The sequence below is a fragment of the Dysgonomonas sp. Marseille-P4677 genome, assembly GCF_016652235.1.
Classification (GTDB): Bacteria; Bacteroidota; Bacteroidia; order Bacteroidales; family Dysgonomonadaceae; genus Dysgonomonas.
The window spans coordinates 1-22,667 of sequence record NZ_JAEPKU010000066.1; the positions used below are offsets into that span (position 1 = coordinate 1).

Annotated in this window: 23 protein-coding genes; 15 read left to right on the top strand and 8 right to left on the bottom strand. The window is 35.7% G+C overall.

All coding sequences use genetic code 11. The features are described from left to right. Positions 1-229: 229 nt before the first annotated feature. Positions 230-415 (top strand): hypothetical protein, encoded by a 186-nt coding sequence (locus JGH11_RS11940; RefSeq protein ID WP_201112010.1) that lies wholly within the window; start codon positions 230-232, stop codon positions 413-415. A gap of 238 nt (positions 416-653) precedes the next feature. Here JGH11_RS11940 and JGH11_RS11945 read toward each other — a convergent pair whose 3' ends face one another. The 6 genes from JGH11_RS11945 to JGH11_RS11970 form a co-directional block, all read right to left on the bottom strand. Next, positions 654-1,550 carry a hypothetical protein gene (locus JGH11_RS11945; RefSeq protein ID WP_201112012.1) on the bottom strand — a complete coding sequence of 299 codons (897 nt, stop codon included), beginning with the start codon at positions 1,548-1,550 and terminating at the stop codon, positions 654-656. Positions 1,551-1,559: 9 nt separating this feature from the next. Continuing rightward, positions 1,560-3,593, bottom strand: a complete 2,034-nt coding sequence (gene ppk1 / locus JGH11_RS11950; RefSeq protein ID WP_201112014.1) for a polyphosphate kinase 1 — start codon at positions 3,591-3,593, stop codon at positions 1,560-1,562. A 182-nt stretch (positions 3,594-3,775) separates the two neighbouring features. After that, a complete protein-coding gene (locus JGH11_RS11955; protein ID WP_201112016.1) occupies positions 3,776-4,690 on the bottom strand; it encodes a hypothetical protein in 915 nt (304 codons plus the stop codon). A gap of 69 nt (positions 4,691-4,759) precedes the next feature. Next, positions 4,760-5,428 carry a lipoyl(octanoyl) transferase LipB gene (gene lipB / locus JGH11_RS11960; protein ID WP_201112018.1) on the bottom strand — a complete coding sequence of 223 codons (669 nt, stop codon included), beginning with the start codon at positions 5,426-5,428 and terminating at the stop codon, positions 4,760-4,762. 10 nt (positions 5,429-5,438) lie between these two features. After that, entirely contained in the window at positions 5,439-6,002 is a 564-nt protein-coding gene (ruvC, locus tag JGH11_RS11965) for a crossover junction endodeoxyribonuclease RuvC (protein ID WP_201112020.1), read from the bottom strand. Continuing rightward, positions 6,002-6,310, bottom strand: coding sequence for a DUF4286 family protein (locus tag JGH11_RS11970; protein WP_201112022.1), 309 nt, complete (start codon positions 6,308-6,310; stop codon positions 6,002-6,004). Before JGH11_RS11970 ends, ruvC begins: the two co-directional genes overlap by 1 nt. Before the next feature lie 481 nt (positions 6,311-6,791). Here JGH11_RS11970 and JGH11_RS11975 point away from each other — a divergent pair, with 481 nt between their 5' ends. Continuing rightward, a complete protein-coding gene (locus JGH11_RS11975; RefSeq protein ID WP_201112024.1) occupies positions 6,792-7,517 on the top strand; it encodes an energy transducer TonB in 726 nt (241 codons plus the stop codon). A gap of 53 nt (positions 7,518-7,570) precedes the next feature. On the opposite strand, the gene pgk is transcribed toward JGH11_RS11975, so the two are convergent. Next, positions 7,571-8,833 (bottom strand): phosphoglycerate kinase, encoded by a 1,263-nt coding sequence (pgk, locus tag JGH11_RS11980; protein WP_201112026.1) that lies wholly within the window; start codon positions 8,831-8,833, stop codon positions 7,571-7,573. Between the two features lie 289 nt (positions 8,834-9,122). On the opposite strand from pgk, the gene JGH11_RS11985 reads away from it, so the two are divergent. Beyond that, positions 9,123-9,755 carry a MarC family protein gene (locus tag JGH11_RS11985; RefSeq protein ID WP_201112028.1) on the top strand — a complete coding sequence of 211 codons (633 nt, stop codon included), beginning with the start codon at positions 9,123-9,125 and terminating at the stop codon, positions 9,753-9,755. On the opposite strand, the gene JGH11_RS11990 is transcribed toward JGH11_RS11985, so the two are convergent. Next, on the bottom strand, positions 9,747-10,412 hold the full coding sequence (locus tag JGH11_RS11990; protein ID WP_201112030.1) for a DUF4328 domain-containing protein: 666 nt from the start codon (positions 10,410-10,412) through the stop codon (positions 9,747-9,749). The genes JGH11_RS11985 and JGH11_RS11990 overlap by 9 nt on opposite strands. 320 nt (positions 10,413-10,732) lie before the next feature. Here JGH11_RS11990 and JGH11_RS11995 point away from each other — a divergent pair, with 320 nt between their 5' ends. From JGH11_RS11995 to JGH11_RS12050, 12 genes are all read left to right on the top strand, one after another. Next, entirely contained in the window at positions 10,733-11,725 is a 993-nt protein-coding gene (locus tag JGH11_RS11995; protein ID WP_201112032.1) for a MoxR family ATPase, read from the top strand. A 95-nt stretch (positions 11,726-11,820) separates the two neighbouring features. Then, positions 11,821-12,690 carry a DUF58 domain-containing protein gene (locus JGH11_RS12000; protein WP_201112034.1) on the top strand — a complete coding sequence of 290 codons (870 nt, stop codon included), beginning with the start codon at positions 11,821-11,823 and terminating at the stop codon, positions 12,688-12,690. Between the two features lie 94 nt (positions 12,691-12,784). Further along, positions 12,785-13,840: a hypothetical protein gene (locus JGH11_RS12005; RefSeq protein WP_201112036.1), complete on the top strand. Its 1,056-nt coding sequence runs from the start codon at positions 12,785-12,787 to the stop codon at positions 13,838-13,840. 13 nt (positions 13,841-13,853) lie between these two features. After that, positions 13,854-14,846 (top strand): VWA domain-containing protein, encoded by a 993-nt coding sequence (locus JGH11_RS12010; RefSeq protein ID WP_201112038.1) that lies wholly within the window; start codon positions 13,854-13,856, stop codon positions 14,844-14,846. A gap of 38 nt (positions 14,847-14,884) precedes the next feature. Continuing rightward, a complete protein-coding gene (locus JGH11_RS12015; protein ID WP_201112040.1) occupies positions 14,885-15,907 on the top strand; it encodes a VWA domain-containing protein in 1,023 nt (340 codons plus the stop codon). A gap of 26 nt (positions 15,908-15,933) precedes the next feature. Then, on the top strand, positions 15,934-16,719 hold the full coding sequence (locus tag JGH11_RS12020; protein WP_201112042.1) for a tetratricopeptide repeat protein: 786 nt from the start codon (positions 15,934-15,936) through the stop codon (positions 16,717-16,719). A gap of 4 nt (positions 16,720-16,723) precedes the next feature. After that, positions 16,724-17,572, top strand: coding sequence for a BatD family protein (locus JGH11_RS12025; protein ID WP_201112044.1), 849 nt, complete (start codon positions 16,724-16,726; stop codon positions 17,570-17,572). Positions 17,573-17,637: 65 nt separating this feature from the next. Then, entirely contained in the window at positions 17,638-19,476 is a 1,839-nt protein-coding gene (locus JGH11_RS12030; protein WP_201112046.1) for a BatD family protein, read from the top strand. 89 nt (positions 19,477-19,565) lie between these two features. Then, on the top strand, positions 19,566-20,384 hold the full coding sequence (locus JGH11_RS12035; RefSeq protein ID WP_201112061.1) for a tetratricopeptide repeat protein: 819 nt from the start codon (positions 19,566-19,568) through the stop codon (positions 20,382-20,384). 29 nt (positions 20,385-20,413) lie between these two features. Next, positions 20,414-21,109 carry a phosphatase PAP2 family protein gene (locus tag JGH11_RS12040; RefSeq protein ID WP_201112066.1) on the top strand — a complete coding sequence of 232 codons (696 nt, stop codon included), beginning with the start codon at positions 20,414-20,416 and terminating at the stop codon, positions 21,107-21,109. A gap of 78 nt (positions 21,110-21,187) precedes the next feature. After that, positions 21,188-21,442: a DNA-binding protein gene (locus JGH11_RS12045; RefSeq protein ID WP_201112068.1), complete on the top strand. Its 255-nt coding sequence runs from the start codon at positions 21,188-21,190 to the stop codon at positions 21,440-21,442. 78 nt (positions 21,443-21,520) lie between these two features. Beyond that, positions 21,521-22,642 carry a universal stress protein gene (locus JGH11_RS12050; RefSeq protein ID WP_201112070.1) on the top strand — a complete coding sequence of 374 codons (1,122 nt, stop codon included), beginning with the start codon at positions 21,521-21,523 and terminating at the stop codon, positions 22,640-22,642. The last annotated feature ends 25 nt before the right edge of the window (positions 22,643-22,667 follow it).

The following is a 22,667-nucleotide window of genomic DNA, read 5'->3' on the forward strand; positions in this document are numbered from 1 at the left end:
CTATTACACTGGGAGATACGCCAATAGCAAAAGAGAATGCCCTTTTATTACCTGAATAAAGGGTGTTTATGATCTTTTGGATCCTTTCATTTACGGACATATGAGAATAAAATTAATACTCAAACGAGTATTTTTTAACATTTATGTTTGTTTTGTGTGTTCAATTGTTTATATTTGTACTATGAATATTCACAAAGCCATAAAGATATAAAATATTAAACAAAAAAATATGGCAAAAACACTGATTGTACAAAAAACAGAACTACCAGATTTTTTACCACATGGATGGAAAAAAGAAGTTGCAGAAGTATTAGGTATTCATGTAAATACGGTAACTAATGCCCTAAAAGCTCGACGAGGTAAAACATATGAGAGAATTAAGCAGGTTGCTATTGTAAAATGGGGGCAATATTAAAGTTAATCTAGCATATAATTATCGTCTGTGATTTATTTCAGAACTGATTGATCTTAAAGAATACATCTATATGAATAGATAAGATGTGAAGAATTGTATTGCTGGAGAAACCCTTAATTGTCATTCAAAATAAGTAAAATATTGCTTAAATCTATACCATGCCTGTTAATATCTAGCTACACAGTTTTTTCCTTTTCTTATTTGGTAAAGGCCACAAATATATTTTGTGGCCTTTATATTACTTGCTTTTATTCTTTTCGGAGTAAAGATGATGGATGATTCCATCTACCAAACCTACCTTGGGTACATATATTTCATTAACCTTACATATTTTACCTACTGTTAAGAATATTCTAAGTGCAGGAATAATAACGTCTGCACGATAAGTATTCAGCTTAAAATTTTGAATTCTTTCTTCGTAGCTTAGATCTTTTAGTGCATCAAAGAGAACTTTAGTTTCTGTATAGTTTAAAAATTCTTTATCTCTTTTTCCCAGCATTTTATGTACTTTGTTGATATTACCCCCGGATGCAACTATACTTAATGGGGCATGTTTTTTATATACAGCTTTTAACCATGTTTTAAATCGTTTTTCTTCATCAGCTTTCACTGCGTTAACAAGCATACGTACTGTTCCTAATTCAAAAGAATTTGATGTGATTTTTTGTTGATTGCTGAATACCACAATTTCCGTACTGCCGCCGCCAACATCTACATAGAGATAGTTGCGGCTTTTATCTATCACATCATTTAAACCACCTGCTTCGTAAATAATATCTGCCTCTTCCCGTCCACTTATTATTTCTATATTTATACCACTTTCATTCAGGATGATATCTGTTATCTGTTTTCCGTTTTTTGCATCCCTCATGGCACTTGTTGCGCAAGCTCTGTAAGCAGTAACACCATATGCTTTCATTATATATGAGAATCCTTGCATAGCATCGATAAGACGCTGTTTTTTCTCTTCGCTAATTTCGTTTTGGGTAAAAACATCTTCTCCCAAACGTATTGGCACACGTAGAAAAGCTGTTTTTTTGAAATCAGAAGTAGTGCCTGTAGTTTCTATATTGTTAATTAGAAGGCGTATAGCGTTAGAGCCGATGTCTATTGCCGCAAAAATATCAGTGTTCATGTTTGTCTCTTATTTCATCTTTTTGTAATAATCGTATAATTCGATTTGTGATCTGCATGGCTTATTCTTCCCTTTTTCAACATAAATATTCCTGCCAAATACAGTAAGGTCACGAGCTTTCTCATTGTCTGCCCATTGTATGTTGAATACCTCCTTAAGCGATTGTTTTATTTTCTTATCTAAAATAGGAGTACCTACCTCTACTCTACGATCTAGATTTCGGTTCATCCAATCGGCACTCATTATATAAACCTTTTCATCACCGTCATTATGGAAAATGGCTAGACGAGCATGTTCTAGATAAATGTCGACAATACTTATTACATGAATATTTTCACTGAGACCTTTTACTTGGGGCTGGAGGCAGCATGCGCCTCTTATAATCAGGCGTATCTCAACGCCGGCCTGACTTGCGCTGTAAAGGAGATTTATAATTTCTTCGTCTGTCAAACTATTGAATTTTGCATATATGTATGCCTTCTTTCCTTTTTGCGCATTTCTAATTTCTTGTTTTATAAGGCTCTCAAACTGAGATCTCATATAATAAGGAGAGACCAGCAGCTGTTTACAGGAAAAATGTTTATGTGTATTGAGTAGAAAATCGAAAACAGCACTTGTGTCAGCCACTATCTGAGGATCGGAAGTAAATAATCCGAAATCTCCATATATTTTAGCAGTAGTTTCATTGAAATTTCCTGTACCAACATATGCAAACTTTTTATTCTTACGTTCTACCAAAACCAATTTACTATGTACCTTAAGGCCATTAACACCATGTATAACCTTTATGCCTTCCTTTTGAAGGAGTTCCGAGTATTCTACATTTTGTTCTTCATCAAACCTGGCTAATAATTCTAATAAAACGATTACTTTTTTACCGTTCTTAGCTGCATTTATAAGTGTATTTATCACTTTGGAGCGTTCGGCAGTGCGATAAAGTGTAATATAAATATTTTCAACTTTGGGGTCTATAGCAGCCTCTCTAAGAAAATTGATAAAATGGTTGAATGTATGATAAGGATAGCTGAGTAGGATGTCTTTTTTACTAATAGCTTTTAAGATGCTGGAGAAAGGTTCTAAATCAGGATGTTCCAGAGGCTCGGGTGTTTTACTTTCCAGATTGGGGCGTACTTTGGGAAATCTCATCAGATCTCTCATCAGATGATATCTTCCTCCTGCATCCAAACTTTCGTCTTCTTTTAGTTTTAGTTTCGAAGCTATAATATCGAGTAAGTCATGAGGCATATCTTTATCATATACCAGCCTGACAGGCTGCCCATGCAGACGATTTTGTAAACCCACTTCCATTTTTTCTACTAAACTCTTTGATATGTCATCGTCTAGTGTTAGCAGTGCATCACGCATCAACTTAAAAGTATATGCTGAGATGTTATTATAGTTGAACATGAAAAATATTTCGTCTAAACAAAGACGAATAATATCATCAAGGAAAATAATATCATTTCGACCCTTAGCCGAAGGTAATCCTATAAATCTTGGACAAGAGCTGCTAACAGGTATCTGAATTATAGCATATCGGGAATGACTATTGTTTTTCCCGGAACTCATTTTTATAGCATGATAAATGTTATTATCTCTCAAAAATGGTATTTGAGTGGTCTTCCGGAGAATAAGTGGTACTAGTCGCGGACTTATTACAGATGAAAAATATTCATGACAAAATTGTTTCTGGGTTTTATTAAGCTGATTTTCGTTTATAACATAAATGCCATGCTCTTCCATTTCGGATAATATGACAGAGTATGTTTGTTCAAATTTCTTCTGTACCTTAATAACTTCAGAATTTACTAGCGGTAAAAGTTCTTGGGCTGTATATCCTCCCGAGAAAAGAGGAGCTTTCTTTCCTTTTATCTGACTTAGGCGGACAATGTTAGCTACACGAACCTTTATGAATTCATCCTGATTATTAGAGAAGATTCCTAAGAATCGTAATCTCTGCATCAGGGGAACTGTTTTGTCTTGAGCTTCTTGTAAAACTCTTTCGTTAAAGGTAAGCCAGCTTAAATCTCTATTATTTATCATTTGATATAATATTCCTGTATCTCTTTTATCCGAAATGTTTATTTCAGGGTACCTTTATTATAATAACGTTAAATCATCCATAAAGTTAGATGAAATTTTTATTAAAGGTTATAAGTGTAGCCTGGATTTCATTTTTGTTAAAAAATATGATAATAAAATCGTCGAACTCATATTGTTCGTGATTAGATTATTGGAATGTTTTCTGCTTCTATATCTGTAAATCGGTTTTGTAGATATAGATCTTTAATTATTCCGTCGGCTACACCGATAATGGGGGTTTCTATAACTAAAGCTCTTGATAGTTTCATTACTTTCAGGTATATTTCTATAGCAGGAAGTAAAACATCTGCTCTGTTGAGGCTTATGTTATATTTTAAGAGTCTTTCCTCATAGCTCATTTTTCTGAATTTATAGGCGAAGTTAACTAGTTCCTCTCTCCTTATGCGACCACAGCGTCGAAGTAGAGAGTCTAATTTGTTGATATTACCTCCCGATCCGATTAGTGAAATTTTGTTGAAAGCCCGGCTGTATTGAGTTAGCCATTCCTTCATCCTTTCCCATTCGGTGCTCTCTTCGTCAATAGATAATGTACGTAAGGTTCCTAGTTTGAATGCTTCGGTTGCAATCTCCTTATTGTCGTGGAAGATAACCATTTCCGTGCTGCCTCCTCCCACGTCAGTATATATGTATGCCCTGTCTTCTTCGAGCAATTCATCAATACTGTTAGCCAATATATAACGAGCTTCATCTTTACAGTCGATAACATCGACCTCTATACCTGATTTAGAGGAAATATAATTAATTACTTCGTCCATATTCGAAGCTTCTCTGATAGCTGAGGTAGCACAAGCCCGCCATATCTTGACATCATTTACTTCTAACAATCCTTTATAAGATTGTAATAATATTGCTAGTTTTTCGGTCTTTAACTCGCTGATATATCCTTTCGAGAAGGTATCTTCACCTAGTTTAAGGGGGGTGCGTATTAGTGAGTCCTTTTTGAAAATAGCTTTTTCTTGATAGTCGAGCACATCTGTTATTAAAAGACGCACAGAATTAGATCCTATGTCTATTGCTCCTAAACGTTTTATATTCATCTTATTATCTTTTTTAGCGAAAGTATAAGAAGGCGGTTACAAAACGATTAAGGAATCGCTATGATAAAGTTAAATTATTTTATCGTTGAATATTTCTTCGAACAGATGTTTTACTTTTTCTTTTACTTCTTCCATATCAACCTCATGTCCTAACTCTTTTTGCATTGAGGTAACTCCTTTATCGATAAAACCACATGGATTGATGAATGAGAAAAAGGACAAATCGGTATTTATATTCAGTGCAAATCCGTGCATAGTAACGAAGCGACTACTTCTCACACCAATGGCAGCTATTTTTCTAGTTTTAGATGGTATAGCTGTATCTATCCATACACCAGCTGCACCATCAAGCCGTTCTGCTTGAATATTGTATAATGAAAGAAGACGGATAATAATTTCCTCTATGTTATTTATATACTGTCTTAACCCAATATTATATGTTTCTAAATTGAATATAGGATAACCTACAAGTTGTCCCAGTCCATGATATGTGATATCACCTCCACGATCTATTTGGAAAAGCGATATACCTTTTTCTTTTAGGAATGTTTCCTGAAACAATAGGTTTTCTTGTTTACCATGCTTACCTATTGTAATTACATGGGGATGTTCACAAAATAAAAGGTGACTTTGAGGTTGAATCCCCTTTGCTTTATCGTTCAGAGAATTTGCGAACAGGGTTTCCTGATAATCCCACGCCAATCCATACTCAATTATTTTCAGATCTTCGTATATCATATAGTTTACTTTATTTCTTAACCTTTCCCGGATTCTGATTCATATAGTCTTTCCAACTGGTGAATTTCTTTTCCAGAGATGGATTATTTGTTTGAAAATAATGGCAAACTGCTGCAGCTAATCCGTCGGTGGCATCCATTTGAGGAAGCATATTTTCACTCGGGATTCTCAAAAAGTTTTGTAGCATGTAGGCGACTTGTTCTTTAGCAGCACGTCCATTTCCGGTAATTGACATTTTTATCTTGAGAGGCGCGTATTCAAAAATAGGAATATCACGAGATAAAGCGGCAGCCATTGCTACACCTTGTGCTCGGCCAAGCTTAAGCATACTTTGCACATTCTTTCCAAAGAAAGGGGCTTCGATAGCCAATTCATCTGGAAGAAATTCATCAATAAGGCTAATTATCCGTTCAAAAATTTTTCGAAGTTTAAGATAATGGTCATCGTACTTGCTTAACTGGAGTATTCCCATTGCCATCATTTCAGGTTTGTTGTTTACAACTCTGAGAACCCCATATCCCATGACTTGTGTACCTGGGTCGATACCTAATATGATCCGTTCTTTCTCAATCATTATAAATTTATTTCTTCCATTAGTGTGACAAAGCCTAGCGCTTTATTTCCAAAGTGGGAAGTGAGTTCTTTTTGAAGAGATTCTCCTTCTTTTTCGAACCAATAATTGAGAGTGTCTACATTTTTAACTTTGAATTGTAAAGAATAACTGGTTCCGCTTTGCTCGTGTTGAGCATGTATTTTTGCAAAACGAGGCTCGTGTAAAAAGCCACTGTTTGCTGCTTTGGGAATATAAATTTCTTTCATGAAGGCGAGATAGTTATTACAAACATCATCTTCTACATGAAATGTTGTATTGAAAATTATCATTGTAATTGCAATAAAAGTGATATGCGAAGGTACAAAAAGTTTATCTATATATGAATGATAGCTCTTCGATGTATTGATCAGCAGATTTATGAATTAACAAATGAATAAAAAATGTAATATTTGCCTCGCCTTCGCTTCGACTATTTTCAATTGTTATCTTTTAATGTTATCCTTTTGCTCGCCGATATTCAGGGGAAGCATAGTGGTTTGAAATTATAAGGCCTACACGAACACTCTTTTTGACCTACTATTTGTTACCATATTTATTATATTCGATTTTTACATTGATAAATTTACAGTTGCTGGACGGATTGTTAGTTTGTTTGGGCAGATTATTGAAGTGTCCTGTATTTTCATTGTTGACTATAGGGCTTACGGTATTGCGGGTAAAGGTCGGAGTGAAACTGAAAATATAAGTTTTCTTTTATGGATTTTTGCATTCTGGTTTATCTATATAAAGTAACTCAAAATTAGATAAGTTATGAAGGAAGTATTATTATTTTTTCTTTTATCAGTAAATATCTTTTGCTATGCTCAAAATGGAAGTTTAAGTAAAGACAAAATATATATTGCTACTGATATTATGCCTCAGTTTCCTGGAGGAGAGCAGGTGATGTATAAATTCATCAAAGAAAGACAAATATATCCCCAGTCGGCTATAAAGGCTAATGTTGAAGGGCGGGTTATTGCTAGATTTACAGTAAGGGCAGATGGAAGCATAACAAATGTACATATTATCAGAGGTATCCATCCCGATTGTGACAGTTTAGTTGTGGATATAATAAAGGCGATGCCTAGATGGGAATGGGGAAAAGATGTGGAAAATATCAAAGATACATACTTTACACTTCCGGTTGTTTTTCGTATGCCAATAGAAGGTATTACAGATGGAGAACGGATACTATTAACTGCAGATCAAATGCCGTCCTATCCGGGAGGAGAGCAGGCGATGTTTAAATTTTTAAGAGATAATCTGAAATGGACTGAGGATGGAACTTCTTTTCAAGGACGGGTAATAGTTCGTTTTATTGTAACTAAACAAGGAAAAATCGTAAAACCGACGGTTGTCAGAGGGCTCACAAATACCAGCGACAAGGAAGCTCTTCGGGTTGTAAGTATGATGCCTGATTGGATACCTGGGAAATATAATAAAGAGAATGTAAACGTATACTATACTATTCCTATTGTTTTTAAATTGAGTCATTAAAAAAAGTCCGCATAGATTATTGTGCGGACTTTTTTAATATATAAATATTTTTTTTAATAACCTCTGATAGCCTTAATTCCCGGAAGAACTTTACCTTCGATAAATTCAAGTAAAGCACCACCACCAGTAGATACATACGACACTTCTTCGGCCAAGTTAAACTTGTTGACAGCAGCAACAGAGTCTCCACCACCTACAAGAGAAAATGCTCCGGCTTTAGTAGCTGTAGCAATTGCTTTTGCAACGGTTTCTGTACCATGAGCGAAATTATCAAATTCGAATACTCCTACAGGGCCATTCCAAAGAATAGTTTTAGAGGCCATGATAACATCTGTAAATTCCTTTTCACCTTTAGGACCTATATCAAAACCAGACCATCCGTCAGGAATATTGTTTGCATCAGCAAACTGGGTATTTGCATCATTAGCAAATTTATCGCCGAGTTTAGCATCGCTTGCAACAACTAGGTTCACTCCATTTGCTTTAGCTTTTGCCATAATTTCTTTAGCTAGATCTAGCTTATCGTCTTCGCAAAGTGAATTTCCTATTTTACCACCTTTTGCTTTTTCAAAAGTAAATGCCATACCACCACCGATGATTAGGTTGTTTACTTTATCTAAAAGGTTTTCAATAATATCTATTTTAGAAGAAACTTTAGAACCACCGATAATAGCAGTGAAAGGACGAGCTGTATCTTTCATTACTTTCTCTACAGCATCGATTTCTTTTTGCATCAGGTATCCGAACATTTTGTGCTCAGCATCGAAATAGTCAGCAATAAGAGCTGTAGATGCGTGTGCACGGTGAGCTGTACCAAATGCATCATTTACATATACATCAGCATAAGAGGCTAGTGTTTTTGTAAATTCTTTTTGGCTTTCTTTTACAGCTTTCTTAGCAGCAGCTTTTACTTCATCGCTTGCATCATCTGCTAACCCACGAGGTTTTCCTTCTTCTTCAGCATAGTAACGAAGATTTTCAAGTAATAAAGCTTCTCCCGGTTGAAGCGCAGCCGCTTTTATACCGGCTTCTTCTCCAACGCAGTCGTTAGCAAATTGGACATCGACTCCAAGAAGTTTTGATACGTGAGCAAGAATATGTTTTAAAGAATATTTTTCTTCTACACCTTTAGGTCGTCCAAGGTGTGATGCGATAATCGGGCTACCACCGTCAGTGATGATTTTTTTTAGAGTAGGCATGGCTGCACGGATACGTGTGTCGTCAGTAATGTTGAAATTTGCGTCTAGAGGCACATTGAAGTCAACTCTTACGAAAACTTTTTTTCCTGAAAAATTGAATTTGTCAATTGTAATCATGATTCTTTGTAATTAAATATAATTAATATTATTGATTATCAATATGTTGTTTGTTATTCTGTATTCTTTTTTTTAGTGGTACAAATATACAAAAATCTATGGAAGATGTTTTATTGAAAATTGAAATTATAGCTAATTAAGATAGGATGAAGAATATATCAATCGGATTGCTATGTGCAGATTGCAAATTGAGTGAAGAATGTGTTCTGATTTTACAAAAGATACGTAAAGTTAGCTGAGCAATCGTAATAAAGTATGACGACCATAATATATCTTTGCAAAAAAAACGATGAATGAGTTATTTACATACGGCCTGTTGGTTTTTACATCTTTCTTTACACTGATTAATCCTATCAGTGCTATGCCTGTCTTTTTAGGATTGACATCTGATATGGAGCCGGTAGATAGAGTTGCAGTTGCAAAGCGGTCTGTTATAGTTACGTTTATTATACTATTAATCTTTGCCTTTTCAGGACAGTTTTTGTTTAGAGTATTTGGTATCTCCGTAAATAGTTTCCGGATAGTTGGTGGAGCCATTTTCTTTGTTGTCGGGTTCGATATGCTTAATGCTCGTCTATCTCCAATCAAGGCGAAAAGTTCGGAGATTAAGCAAACGATCAAAGATATTGCTGTCACACCTTTGGCTATTCCCATGTTGTGTGGCCCCGGAGCTATAACTAATGCTATTGTTTTAATGGAAGATGCAAACACGATACTACTTAAAGTGGTTTTTGTTACAGCTCTATTATCGATGTTACTTGTTACCTACCTTGTACTTATCAGTTCATCTAAACTGATAAAACGCTTTGGAGAAACCGGGATAAATATAATGATGCGTCTTATGGGACTTATTATAATGGTTATAGCTGTCGAGTTTTTCCTTGCCGGTATAAGACCATTCTTGGAGAGTCTATTAAGTTGAAAGATTATTTGCTGTTATGTCTGACAATAGTATTTCAGTTTTCAGGTAATTCTTTATAATGGATATTGTGATAATGTTTAGTATAATAAGCAATCCTGTTCTTGAAAGAAAATAAAATGTGTTTCCAGTGATCTCTATTCCATATTCACGGCTCACACTCAGTGTGAAGACTTGGAAGCTATAAAACAGAAACAGTATTATATATAAAAACCACCACCATTTAATGTGATTTGTATTCAATCTTTTTTCATGTGTTTCATGAGCTTCTAATGAAATATATTTTTCCAATAAGTAATTGTTAGTTTTCTCATATAACTCAAACATTATCTGGTAGGGGACATATAAATTCATAAAAGGTACAAACCAACCATTGGATGCCCAGTTGTCGTTATATCGGCATTCGTTGGTTAATACACCCAAATTAAAATACGCTCTTCTAAACCATCTGATAAACGTTATAATAGAAATGATGACTGCTGCTATATACACATATCCTATAAAGTAAGTTATTTGATAATTTAAATAATATAACTTATGGAAGATTTCGGGAGCATATATGCCTATATAAGACAATTCGAGTAAGACGGAATTAGATAACTTCAACAAAAAAATAACAATATTTAGAAGTAAGATAACATATAGCAGAATTAATGCCATTTGTGCTCTTTGTTTGTTTGGTCTTAGTCCCATTGTGCGTCTTTAGTGTTAGATATATTTACGATATAAAACTATAAAAATTAATAATATGATGTATAGCTTGTGTGATTTTTAAATTAGAGGAGCAAATACTTCATTCTGCTTAATTTTTTTTAACTCCTAAATATAGTATTTCAGATTTAACATTTCTATTTTTGTCGTGCTTAGTAAAATAGGGATAATTTGCTTATGCAATAAGTGCAAATTGTTTCAGTTTACTTAGAATTAAGGAGTAAAAGGAAAAGAAAAACAATAATATAAACGAAAAATCGAATAAAAGTATGGCGCAAGTTGATATTCGGGAACTAACCGAAAGAATACAGGGCAAAAGCTCATTTGTAGAGTCGCTCACAATGGGAATGGATAAAGTGATTGTGGGGCAGAAACACCTTGTGGAATCTCTTTTGATCGGCCTGTTGGCTGATGGACATATTTTGCTTGAAGGGGTACCCGGATTGGCAAAGACATTGGCGATAAAATCATTGGCCTCTTTGATCGATGCAAAATATAGCCGCATACAGTTTACTCCGGATTTGCTTCCTGCCGACGTGGTAGGAACAATGATCTATAGCCAGAAGAATGAAGAGTTTTTGGTAAAACACGGTCCTATATTTTCGAATTTTGTGTTGGCCGATGAAATAAACCGTGCTCCTGCCAAAGTGCAGAGTGCTTTACTCGAAGCGATGCAGGAACGTCAGGTCACAATTGGAGAAAAGACATATAAACTACCTTCTCCTTTCTTGGTAATGGCTACTCAGAATCCGATCGAACAAGAAGGTACATACCCGCTTCCTGAAGCACAAGTAGACCGTTTTATGTTGAAGGTTGTAATTAATTATCCTAAAAAAGAAGAGGAGAAATTAATCTTAAGAAGCAATCTTACCGGAGACTATGGAAAGCTTACTCCGGTGATGAAAGCAGAAGAAATAATCAGCGCAAGAGAAGTGGTTCGTGAGGTTTATCTTGACGAGAAGATAGAAAAATATATTGTAGATATTGTATTTGCAACTCGTTTCCCTGAAGAAAACGGTTTGACTTCGTTAAAAGGAATGATTGGCTTTGGAGCGTCTCCTCGTGCATCTATCAGCTTGGCTTTAGCTGCTCGTGCGTATGCCTTTATAAAGCGTAGAGGCTATGTAATACCTGAAGATATTCGTGCTGTATGTCACGATGTGTTACGTCACCGCATCGGATTGACTTATGAAGCGGAGGCCAATAATACAACATCTGACGAAATCATTAGTGAAATACTGAATAAGATTGAAGTACCATAAGGCAATGTGCCAATATAATAATATGTCGATATAGAAATGATTACGATTAAGTAATTGGTAGATTGACACATTGAATAATTAGCATATTATTTTTTATGGAAACAAGTGAATTATTAAAAAAAGTACGTCAGATTGAGATTAAGACTCGAGGATTGTCCCGCAATATCTTTGCAGGACAATACCATTCTGCCTTCAAAGGTAGGGGGATGGCTTTCTCAGAAGTTCGTGAATATCAGTATGGAGATGATATCAGGGATATTGATTGGAACGTAACGGCACGCTACAACAAGCCTTTTATAAAGGTTTTTGAAGAGGAACGGGAGCTTACTGTCATGATTCTAGTCGATGTATCCGCAAGTCAGGATTTTGGAACGAAGCATTCTCTGAAACGTGATATGGTAACAGAGATTGCGGCTACGTTGGCTTTTTCAGCGATACAGAATAACGATAAGATTGGCGTTATTTTCTTCTCGGATAAGATAGAGAAATTTATACCGCCCAAAAAAGGGAAGAAACATATATTGTATATTATTCGCGAATTGATAAATTTTCAGGCCGACAGTGCTAAAACTGATGTCGGTATGGCGTTAAAATATCTGACCAATGTTATCAAAAAGAGATGTACAACTTTCATGATTTCCGATTTTGTCGATATAAAAGATTACAATAATGCTTTGACTATAGCTAATCGTAAACATGATATAGTGGCATTGCAGGTATATGACGGTTTGGAAACACAACTTCCTAATGTGGGTTTGATGAAAGTTTTAGATGCTGAGACTGGAGCCGAACAATGGGTCGATACTTCTTCTTCCAAAGTACGTCAGATATACAAGGATTGGTGGAATAAGCAACAGGAGTCCATGCAAACGTCTTTCAATCGAAGTAAAGTGGATAACGTATCTGTTAGTACAGACGAAGATTATGTGAAAGCTTTAATGGCTTTATTTAAGAAAAGAAGCTAGAATCAATGTGAAAATGTGCCAATTTGAAGATATGATAATTTTATAACCCTTAAATTTACTAATTGGCATATTTGCTAATTTACTCATTGGATATATGTTGAAACTAAAAAAAATATCATTGTTTGTTTTACTCTGCTGTTTGAGTTTTTCACTTTATGCTCAAAAATCGACAGTAAGAGCGACTATTCAACCATCGGATATACTTATCGGTGAACAGGCAATAATAAATGTAGAGGTAATTGCACCAAAGGACCGTAATATAATATTTCCGGCGTATCAAGATACTTTGATAACAGGTATTGAGGTTCTAAAGATGTTGAAGCCTGATACTGTAATGACTGAGGTGATGACCATTAGTCAGAAATATGTGGTTACTTCGTTCGATTCGACTCTCTATCATGTTCCTTATATGCAAGTAATAGATGGAATAGATACTTTGCGAACAAATGATTTTGGTTTAAAGGTTTCTGCGCCTCAATTATCCGAACAGTCGTTAGCCTATCTGGAGCAATTGAAGAATCATGAAACCGATTCTATTGATTTTGAAAAACTTCAAATATCCGATATAAAAACAGTTCAGAAGCCTCCGTTTGTTTGGCAGGACTATTTAGAATATCTATACATTCCGTTATTAATATTTTTAGTATTGGCTCTTATCGGTCTGGGGGTATACTTCTTCCTAAGAAAGAGGAAGAAAGGTTATTATTTTACACCTAAAATAGTTTTACCTCCGCATGTGATTGCATTACAAGAGTTGGATAAACTGAAGACCTCCAAGTTGTGGCAAAAAGGCCAAGAAAAAGAATATTATACAGAGCTGACAGATATTCTCCGTGAGTACATTGATGGCCGTTTCAAAATCGATGCGCCTGAAATGATATCGGACGATATTATAGATGCTGTACATTTAGCAACAGATACCAAATCGGCAACGGATGGTTTGTCGCAGATATTGAAATTGGCCGACTTAGTTAAATTCGCAAAATACACACCATTCGCCGATGAGAACGATTTAAGCTTAGTTAATGCCTATTTGTTCGTGAATCAGACTAAGATAGAAGAGCGCCCGACGGAGGAACAAAAGAATGCTATAATAGAATCGGTTAAGGTGGAAGCCGAAAACAATGTAAAAAATAAAAAACAAAGCTAAAGCTGAAGATATAATGATGGACGTAGTATATGCCAATCCGGGATATTTATTATTACTCTTATTACTTATACCACTTATAGGTTGGTATATATTTAAGTTGAGGAAGATGCAGGCAACCTTTAAGATGCCTTCAACTTTTGCTTTGGCTAAAGCTCCTGCTACAGCCAGAGTTTATTTACGACATTTCCCTTTTTTACTCAGAATAATTGCTATTGCATTAGTTATAGTTGTTTTGGCAAGACCTCAAAGTGTAAATTCATCCGATGTATCAAATTCGGAAGGAATTGATATTGTTATGGCACTGGATATTTCGGGAACCATGATGGCTCAGGACTTTTCTCCTACACGCCTCGAAGCAGCAAAGAAAGTTGCAGCCGAGTTTATTAACGATAGGAAGAATGATAAAATAGGATTAGTGATATTTGGTGGCGAAAGTTTTACTCAATGTCCATTGACCACAGATCATCGTGTCTTATTGAATTTATTGAGTGAGGTAAAATTTGGGATGATAGAGGATGGTACTGCAATTGGTCTTGGTTTAGCAAATTCAGTAAACCGCCTGAAAGATAGTAAATCAAAATCACGTGTAATAATCTTGTTAACAGACGGCTCGAATAATGCGGGACAAATAGCCCCATTAACAGCGGCGGAGTTAGCAGCTTCATATGGTATACGTGTATATACTATCGGTATAGGTTCCAGAGGCACATCGACTGCTCGTATAATGACTCCCTATGGTATGCAAACAATGAATGTTTCGGGCGATTTCGATGAACGTACCTTGACCGAAATAGCTGGTATAACAGAAGGTAAATATTTCAGGGCGACAGATAATACCAGTCTGAAGGAAATATATGACGATATAAATGAAATGGAGAAATATCATATAAGTGTGAATACGGTAACAAAGCGGAAAGAACTTTATATGCCTTTTGCGGTATTGGCTTTGGCTTTGATTGGCTTTGAGCTGATCCTTCGTCGTACTTGGTTAAGAAATATTCCATAAAGTAATAAATAGGTCTATGACCTCAATATATAAGAAACATGTTTAGATTTGCGAATCCTGAATTTCTATATTTATTTTTTACTATTCCTGTTTTTATAATAGGATTTATCTATTTGAATATAAGAAAACGTAAAAGTGTGGAGAAGCTGGGAACTTTGGCGTTGGTAAAAAGAATGATGCCGGAACTTTCACTTAAGCGCTCATATCTTAAATTCTGGCTGATTCTTGTTGTAATTGGTTTTGGTATTGTTGTTTTGGCACGTCCGCAATTTGGAACAAAAGTGGAAAAGATAGATAAGAAAGGTATAGAATTGGTTATTGCTATAGATGTATCCAATTCTATGTTAGCTGAAGATATCAAGCCTAGCAGATTGGCTAAAGCAAAACAAATATTAACTCGTATTATCGATGAGCGTAAAGATGACAAGGTTGCAATAGTCGTTTTTGCAGGCGAAGCTTTTATACAGTTGCCACTGACTCCCGATAATCAATCGGCTAAATTATTTCTTGAAACAATTGATCCTAGTCTAGTTCCTGTTCAGGGAACAGCCATTGGTAGTGCTATCGATATCAGTATGAGCTGTTTCTCTAATGATGCAGACATAGACCGTGCTATTGTACTTATTACAGATGGCGAGGGCCATGAAGGTAATGCCGAAGAGGCTGCAGCTCGTGCTGCCGAAAAAGGAGTACATGTGAATGTTGTTGGAATAGGAACAGCAGAAGGGGCAATGATACCTGTAGCAGAAGGTGCTACCAATATGAAGCGTGATACGCAAGGTCAGCCGGTAGTCACAAAATTGAATGAAGAAATGTGTCGTCAGATAGCAAAAGCCGGAAAGGGTCTTTATGCTCATGCTGATAACTCAAATAGTGCATTGAAAAGTTTACAAGCCGAATTAGAGAAACTTCAAAAGAAGGAGATAGACGGAATAGCATATTCGGAATATGACGAAAAATATCAGATTTTTGCAGGGGTGATGCTAATTTTACTATTGCTTGAAATCTGTATCTTTGAGAAGAAAAACAGAATATTCAGAAATGTCAGACTATTCAAATAATCGAATCGGATATTAGAACAGAAAAGATGAAAAAGATTTTATTTATAATATTATTAATATCCATAACTATCAGCATATCTGCTCAAAAGCAGGTGCGCAAGGCTGTTCGTACAGGAAATAGAGCTTACAACGAACAGCGTTATGGTGCAGCCGAAGCGGAATACAATAAAGCGCTAAAAGAGAATGCAGGTTCGAAAGAGGCTTCTTTCAACTTAGCTAATACATATTACAAACAGCAGAAATGGGATGAAGCTTTGAAGGAATATCAGCATTACCTCACTTTGGAAAATGAGGATGAAACTAAAATGAGTGCTGCATGGAGTAATATGGGAAATACGTTTTTGAAGAAAAAAGCGAATGAAAAAGCTCAACAACCAATGATGCAAGGAGGGCAACCGCAGCAGGGAGGACAGCAAGCCGACAACCTGAAAATGTCTATGGATGCATACAAGAACGCACTACGCTTAAATCCTAAAGATGAAGAGACCAGATATAACCTGGCCGTTGTTCAGAAAATGATTAAGGATAAAGAAGATCAGGATAAAGATCAAAACAAAGACCAGAATAAGGATCAGAAACAAGATCAAAAAGACCAAAATAAAGATCAAAACAAGGATCAGGACAAAGACCCTAAGCAGGATAAACAAGATCAGAAACAGGATCAAAATCAAATGTCCCAAGATAATATTCAACAAATATTACAGGCTATAGAACAGGACGAAAAAGATACGCAGGAGCGGGTTAAACAGGCAAAAGCTCAAGAACGTAAACAAAAGAACGAAAATAATAAGAGACAAAATAAAGATTGGTAATAAAATGAAAACAGGATATAGTCATTCGATGTGTCGGTTTGTTTTATCGGTCGTTTTGCTATTGCCTTTTTTATCATTTGTATCAGGACAAAATCTAAAGATAAATATTAAAGCTCCTGAAACAGTGTTTGTGGGAGAGCAATTTAGAGTTGACTATGTAGTCGAAAGTGAAAGCGAAGTAAGAGAGCCGATAATAATAAAAAATATGGAAGATTTTTCCATATTGTATGGTCCGTCTGTTTCTTCTTCAGCTGTAGTCGGTTTTAAGAATGGGAAACGAATCGTTACTTATACTACCACTTCAAGTTATTATCTGGAAGCTCGGAAAGAAGGAAAGTATACCTTACCCAAAGCGGAAATAATCTATCGTGGAAAGAAATATAAGTCAGATGTATATAAGTTGGAGGTTCGATCTGTAAAAAAGGTTGCAGACGAAGTCGATGCTTTTGTGAAGACTATTGTCTCTCGTTCAAGCGTTAACTTATCTGATACATTGATGCTTACATATCGTTTGTACACAACAAAAGATATAGAGCGTGTAATAAATGCTGATTTTCCTGATATAGATGGGTTTTATACAACAAATATAACACGATCTCGTCAATCGTTTCAAGATGAGACCATAGATGGAAAAGTATATAAAGTTGTTGATTTGAGGGTGTTGATCCTACAGCCTCGACGAGTAGGGCAAATGATAATCCCGGAAGGACAGATATCTGTTCAGTATTCAACACCTACCGGCCGTAAGGTTCGTGACATGTGGGGGGATGTGTATAATGAAACAATAAAAAGTGATAAAACACTGAATATTGATTCTGTTATAATACGAGTTCAGGACTTGAAAGCAATTTAAAAGAAAGTTGTTACTTTTGTAATCATATAATAAAACTAACAGAAAATAAAAGAATAAACGGAGTAATGAAAAAGTATTTTATTTTATCGATATTATTACTCATTGGTATTTCAAAAATATTTGCTGATGATATCACCTTTGTCATCAGTGCACCTGCTACAACAGTAAAGGGAGCCCAAGTGCAGTTGCAATACATTTTGAAGGGAGGAGAGGGGAGAGATTTGCAGGTACCCGATGATATCAAAGGTTTTGATGTACTCTATGGTCCTTCTGTATCACAGATGTACAGTTCCTCTAATATAAATGGTAAAGTTACTTCGGAGAGTAATATAACTTATACTTATTTGTTGATGGCTAAAGACGAAGGAACTTTCACGTTGCCCGCTGCCTCAGTAAAAGTCAATGGTAGAAATTACAAATCAAATACGGCCCAAATAAAGGTATTACCCCCCGATAAGAATGCAAAGCCTCAGCAGCCGGGAGAAAGAGTACAGGCAACAACATCTTCATCTACTGCCGCGAATGTAAGTGCCAGCGATGCTTTTATTAGAGCTATTTTCTCCAAAACAAAAGTGAAGGAGCAGGAAGCTGTTACGGTTACTTTCCGTTTTTATACTGTTTTAAATATAAGGAATGTAGGTAAGATTCAGTTTCCTGAGTTTGAAGGATTCATGACAGAAGACTTTGATCTGCCTGCTAACCGCCAGATGGCTTTGGAACATTATAATGGGAGAAACTATTATACAATAGATGTAAAGAAAACCTTGTTGTTTCCCCAACGTTCCGGTAAAATGACAATTCCGGCAGGAACAATGGAGATTGTATTTGAAGTCGCATCAGGTAAAAAGGTTCAAACCTTCTTTGGCCCTCAGGAAGTAATGACTGAAGCAAAGAAAGTTTTGAAAACTACACCTGTAACTGTAGATGTTACAGCCCTTCCTATTCAAAATAAGCCGGTCGGGTTTTCAGGAGCGGTAGGAGATTTTTCATTCAAACCATCAATTTCGGCAGAGAAGATTAAAGCGAATGATGCTGTTACCATAAAGCTTGACATAACCGGAACGGGTAACTTAAAGTTGATAAAGAATCCGGAGATTAAGTTTCCTAAAGATTTTGAAACATACGATGCGAATGTAAAGAATGATTTTAAACTGACAGAAAATGGATTGTCAGGGACGAAGTCTATAGAGTATATGTTTATTCCTCGTTATCCGGGTAAATTTACAATTCCTGCTATTGAATTCTCATATTTCGATACAAAATCAAATACGTATAAAACCATATCATCTCCATCTTATACGCTCGATGTGGATAAAGATCCTAATGCAGGAAAAAATGTATCGACTAGTTATTCCAATCAGAGAGAGTTAGAAGTAGAGCAGGATATACGTTATCTGAAGACTGGAAAATATTCGTTTACAAATCCTCAAAATTTCTTTGTAGGTTCAGTGTCTTATATTTTATGGTATGCTATTCCTTTAGTTCTATTCGTAGCCTTTGTAATAGCATATAGAAAGCAAATCAAAGCTAATGCGGATATAGCCCTGATGCGTACAAAGAAAGCTAATAAGGTGGCAACGAAACGTCTTAAATTGGCGAAACAATACTTACAGGCAAATAAGAAAGATAATTTTTACGAAGAGATATTACGTGCTGTATGGGGATATCTTAGTGATAAATTGACAATACCGGTATCGGAACTTAATAGAGAGAATATCGAAAATGAACTAACTAAGTATGGTGTGGATGAGATTCTTATCAATCAGTTTATAGGAATACTCGATACAGGTGAGTTTGCCCGTTATGCTCCTTCTGAATCAGAGCATGCTATGGATGATCTATATAGTGATACTGTAGACGCTATCGGTAAAATGGAAAGTACGATTAAAAAAATAAATAAGTAACAGAAAGTATAAATATCGAATCTGGGTTAACTGTATATAGCGTTATCTGGATAGATAAATAAGTGTGAGATTTTAATATAATAGATGTAATGAAACGAATCATATTATCTTGTTTATTCATATTCTCTATATATACAATTGCTAATGCGCAGGATTCTACTTCTATCGTTAGTGATTCTCTTGCAACGGTAAAAGCAGATACAGAAGAAGAGAGCTCAGATCCTGCTATTAAAGCTTATAATGAGGGAGACTTTCGTGAAGCAATAGAAATACTGGAGAAAGAGAAAAAAGAGCAGCTTGAAAAAGGGGTTGAGTCCGCTCAATTGTATTATAATCTGGGAAATGCCTATTTCAGAGTCAATGATCTTGCCCATGCTCGTTTGAATTATGAAAAATCCTTGTTGCTTGATCCGGGAGATAGAGATACACGGCACAATATAGAATATTTATTAACCAAGATAGAAGATAAAATACTCGTTGCAGATACATTTTTTCTCAGTACTTGGTTTCGAGCCGTTCAGAATTTATTTGCATCCAACACATGGGCCGTAATCTCAGTTGTCTTTTTTCTTCTGCTTATTGCTTGTCTAGCCTCCTTCTTTTTTACCCGACGGATATTTGTAAAGAAGGCAGCTTTCTATACAGGTATAGTTGCTCTGTTGGTCGTAATATTTGCGAATGTATTTTCGTTTGGGCAAAGAAATAAAATAGAACATCGAGACACTGCAGTTATAATGGTAGGCTCGGCTTCTGTTGTCAGCTCTCCGGATATTAATAGCAAAGAGTTATTTATTTTACATTCCGGAACTAAAGTTTATATTACAAAAGAAGATCGTAGCTGGCTCGAAATAGAAGTAGACAATGGAAGTGTTGGCTGGATTCAGCGCGAAAAAATAGAAATAATATAGCTATAACCTTAAAAGAAAAATACACATAGATGAGTCTTGTTGAGAAAATACTGCCTTACGAAAGGGATCTCTTTCTATGGCTAAATGAACACCATACAGATTATTGGGACACATTCATGTGGATATATAGCGGTAAACTAATATGGTTACCGTTGGCTATAGTGGGGCTTGTCATTTTTGTGTATAAAATAAAGTGGAAAGAAGCTCTATTACTTCTTCTCTGTGCCACCTTAGTAGGTCTTTTATGCGACTACGTATCGGCATCGGTAATTAAACCTTATTTCGAACGTTTACGCCCGACTCATCATCCCGATTTTGAATCTTTTGTCGAGGTTGTGAAAGGCTACAGAGGAGGACGTTACGGATTTATATCTAATCATGCCGCTAATGGATTTGGTGTTGTAGCTTTTGTTTCCCTGTTGTTTCGACATAAATATATGACAATAACAATGTTGATTTGGGCCACTTTGACGGCCTATTCACGGATATATCTTGGGGTGCATTTCATATCAGACGTAGTAGGGGGAGCTATATGGGGCACATTGATAGGTATTTCAGTGTATTATATTTATTTAACCTCTCGTCGGTATATTCTGAAAGTTCCTAAAGAAGAATTGAAAACGCCTGTATATTCCAAAGAGAGAGCAAATATACTGATAGCCGTAATTCTTGTTACAATCCTATTTATCGCAATTTATAGTGGAATATTTGATATTCCCGGGTGAAATCCATTGCTTTTCAAAAAAGAATTTTATAACTTTAGAACATATTCCTAATCATTTACCATTTAAAACTTAGAGAGTATGACTAAAGTTATTACATTTTCAGAGCTTCGCAAAATCAAGGATAGCCTGCCTGATGGGAGCATACATCAAATAGCGGAAACTTTACAGATTCCAGTCGAAACTGTATGGAATTATTTTGGCGGTTATAGTTACGAAAAAGGACAAAGCTGTGGTATACATATAGAACCTGGGCCCGATGGCGGATATGTTTCGCTTGACGATACTACTATTTTAAATATGGCTATGGAGATGATGGAAGCAAAGGAGGTTTAAGAAAAAACAGAGAGATGGATGCTGAAAGTGTTCATCTCTTTTTGAAATCAAGAAGGATAAACAAAAAAGATAACAGCTATGGAAGATAAATTGGTAACCCTGGCAATTCACACAGACGAGAAAGCCCGTATATTAAAACATGTCTTGGAAAGTGAAGACATTGAAGTACATATCAATGACGTAGATATTGATAATCCGAGCGTATCAGCAGGTGTTCGTATTCGTATCAAAGAATCAGATCTTCCCAAAGCATTAAGTCTTGTAGAAAGCCGTCATTTGTTCAGTTATGATGAGGAAGAGACTTATCGTACAGATGATGGACGCAAACGAATACTTATCCCTGTCGATTTTTCCGATTATTCGCTTAAGGCATGTAAGATAGGATTTAATTTGGCCAGAGAAATGAATGCCAAGGTGAAAATTCTACATGTGTATTTTAATCCATATTATCCTACCGCATTGCCAATGGCAGAAGCATTCGCATATCAGGGAAAAGAAGAAAAGGAATTTCAAAATATAATAGAAAAAGTAAAGGAGAATATCCAGAAACTTTGTAATACGATAGATAAAAAAGTATCGGAAGGAGAGTTTCCTCCTATCAATTACTCATACGTTCTGCGTGAAGGTTTACCGGAAGAAGAAATAGTTACTTTTACAAAAGAGTATAAGCCTGCCCTTATTATTATGGGGACAAGAGGTAAAGACCAGAAAGATGCTGATTTGATAGGTAGCGTTACTGCAGAGGTAATTGAAATGACACATGTTCCACTGATCGCAATACCTGAAAATACTCCTTTTTCGGATATGAACGAGGTGAAACATATAGCATTTCTCACAAATTTTAGCCAACGTGATTTAGTTTCTTTCGATTTATTAGCTAAGTTACTTGAGCCTTTTAATGATATAAGAATCTCTTTAACACATATATCTGTGAAAAAAGGAGATCGCTGGGATGAGATTAAGCTGGCGGGTATCAAAGATTATTTTTCGAAGCAATATCCTAGTTTGAATCTTGATTACAAGCTTATTGATACGAATGATATGCTAAAAAGCCTTGACGAATACATTAAAGGAGAACATATTCAGATATTAGCTCTTACTACAAGCAAGCGTAATATCTTTGCACGCATGTTCAGCCCTAGTATATCGCGCAAGATGCTGTTTCACTCCGATACTCCTTTATTTGTTCTAAGAGGTTAAAAAATAAGAGTATAATATATAATAT

Coding starts and splice junctions, on each gene's coding strand:
- JGH11_RS11940 (WP_201112010.1), top strand. CDS start 230: ATGGCAAAAACACTGATTGTACAAAAAACAGAACTACCAGATTTTTTA.
- JGH11_RS11945 (WP_201112012.1), bottom strand. CDS start 1,550: ATGAACACTGATATTTTTGCGGCAATAGACATCGGCTCTAACGCTATA.
- ppk1 (WP_201112014.1), bottom strand. CDS start 3,593: ATGATAAATAATAGAGATTTAAGCTGGCTTACCTTTAACGAAAGAGTT.
- JGH11_RS11955 (WP_201112016.1), bottom strand. CDS start 4,690: ATGAATATAAAACGTTTAGGAGCAATAGACATAGGATCTAATTCTGTG.
- lipB (WP_201112018.1), bottom strand. CDS start 5,428: ATGATATACGAAGATCTGAAAATAATTGAGTATGGATTGGCGTGGGAT.
- ruvC (WP_201112020.1), bottom strand. CDS start 6,002: ATGATTGAGAAAGAACGGATCATATTAGGTATCGACCCAGGTACACAA.
- JGH11_RS11970 (WP_201112022.1), bottom strand. CDS start 6,310: ATGATAATTTTCAATACAACATTTCATGTAGAAGATGATGTTTGTAAT.
- JGH11_RS11975 (WP_201112024.1), top strand. CDS start 6,792: ATGAAGGAAGTATTATTATTTTTTCTTTTATCAGTAAATATCTTTTGC.
- pgk (WP_201112026.1), bottom strand. CDS start 8,833: ATGATTACAATTGACAAATTCAATTTTTCAGGAAAAAAAGTTTTCGTA.
- JGH11_RS11985 (WP_201112028.1), top strand. CDS start 9,123: ATGAATGAGTTATTTACATACGGCCTGTTGGTTTTTACATCTTTCTTT.
- JGH11_RS11990 (WP_201112030.1), bottom strand. CDS start 10,412: ATGGCATTAATTCTGCTATATGTTATCTTACTTCTAAATATTGTTATT.
- JGH11_RS11995 (WP_201112032.1), top strand. CDS start 10,733: ATGGCGCAAGTTGATATTCGGGAACTAACCGAAAGAATACAGGGCAAA.
- JGH11_RS12000 (WP_201112034.1), top strand. CDS start 11,821: ATGGAAACAAGTGAATTATTAAAAAAAGTACGTCAGATTGAGATTAAG.
- JGH11_RS12005 (WP_201112036.1), top strand. CDS start 12,785: ATGTTGAAACTAAAAAAAATATCATTGTTTGTTTTACTCTGCTGTTTG.
- JGH11_RS12010 (WP_201112038.1), top strand. CDS start 13,854: ATGATGGACGTAGTATATGCCAATCCGGGATATTTATTATTACTCTTA.
- JGH11_RS12015 (WP_201112040.1), top strand. CDS start 14,885: ATGTTTAGATTTGCGAATCCTGAATTTCTATATTTATTTTTTACTATT.
- JGH11_RS12020 (WP_201112042.1), top strand. CDS start 15,934: ATGAAAAAGATTTTATTTATAATATTATTAATATCCATAACTATCAGC.
- JGH11_RS12025 (WP_201112044.1), top strand. CDS start 16,724: ATGAAAACAGGATATAGTCATTCGATGTGTCGGTTTGTTTTATCGGTC.
- JGH11_RS12030 (WP_201112046.1), top strand. CDS start 17,638: ATGAAAAAGTATTTTATTTTATCGATATTATTACTCATTGGTATTTCA.
- JGH11_RS12035 (WP_201112061.1), top strand. CDS start 19,566: ATGAAACGAATCATATTATCTTGTTTATTCATATTCTCTATATATACA.
- JGH11_RS12040 (WP_201112066.1), top strand. CDS start 20,414: ATGAGTCTTGTTGAGAAAATACTGCCTTACGAAAGGGATCTCTTTCTA.
- JGH11_RS12045 (WP_201112068.1), top strand. CDS start 21,188: ATGACTAAAGTTATTACATTTTCAGAGCTTCGCAAAATCAAGGATAGC.
- JGH11_RS12050 (WP_201112070.1), top strand. CDS start 21,521: ATGGAAGATAAATTGGTAACCCTGGCAATTCACACAGACGAGAAAGCC.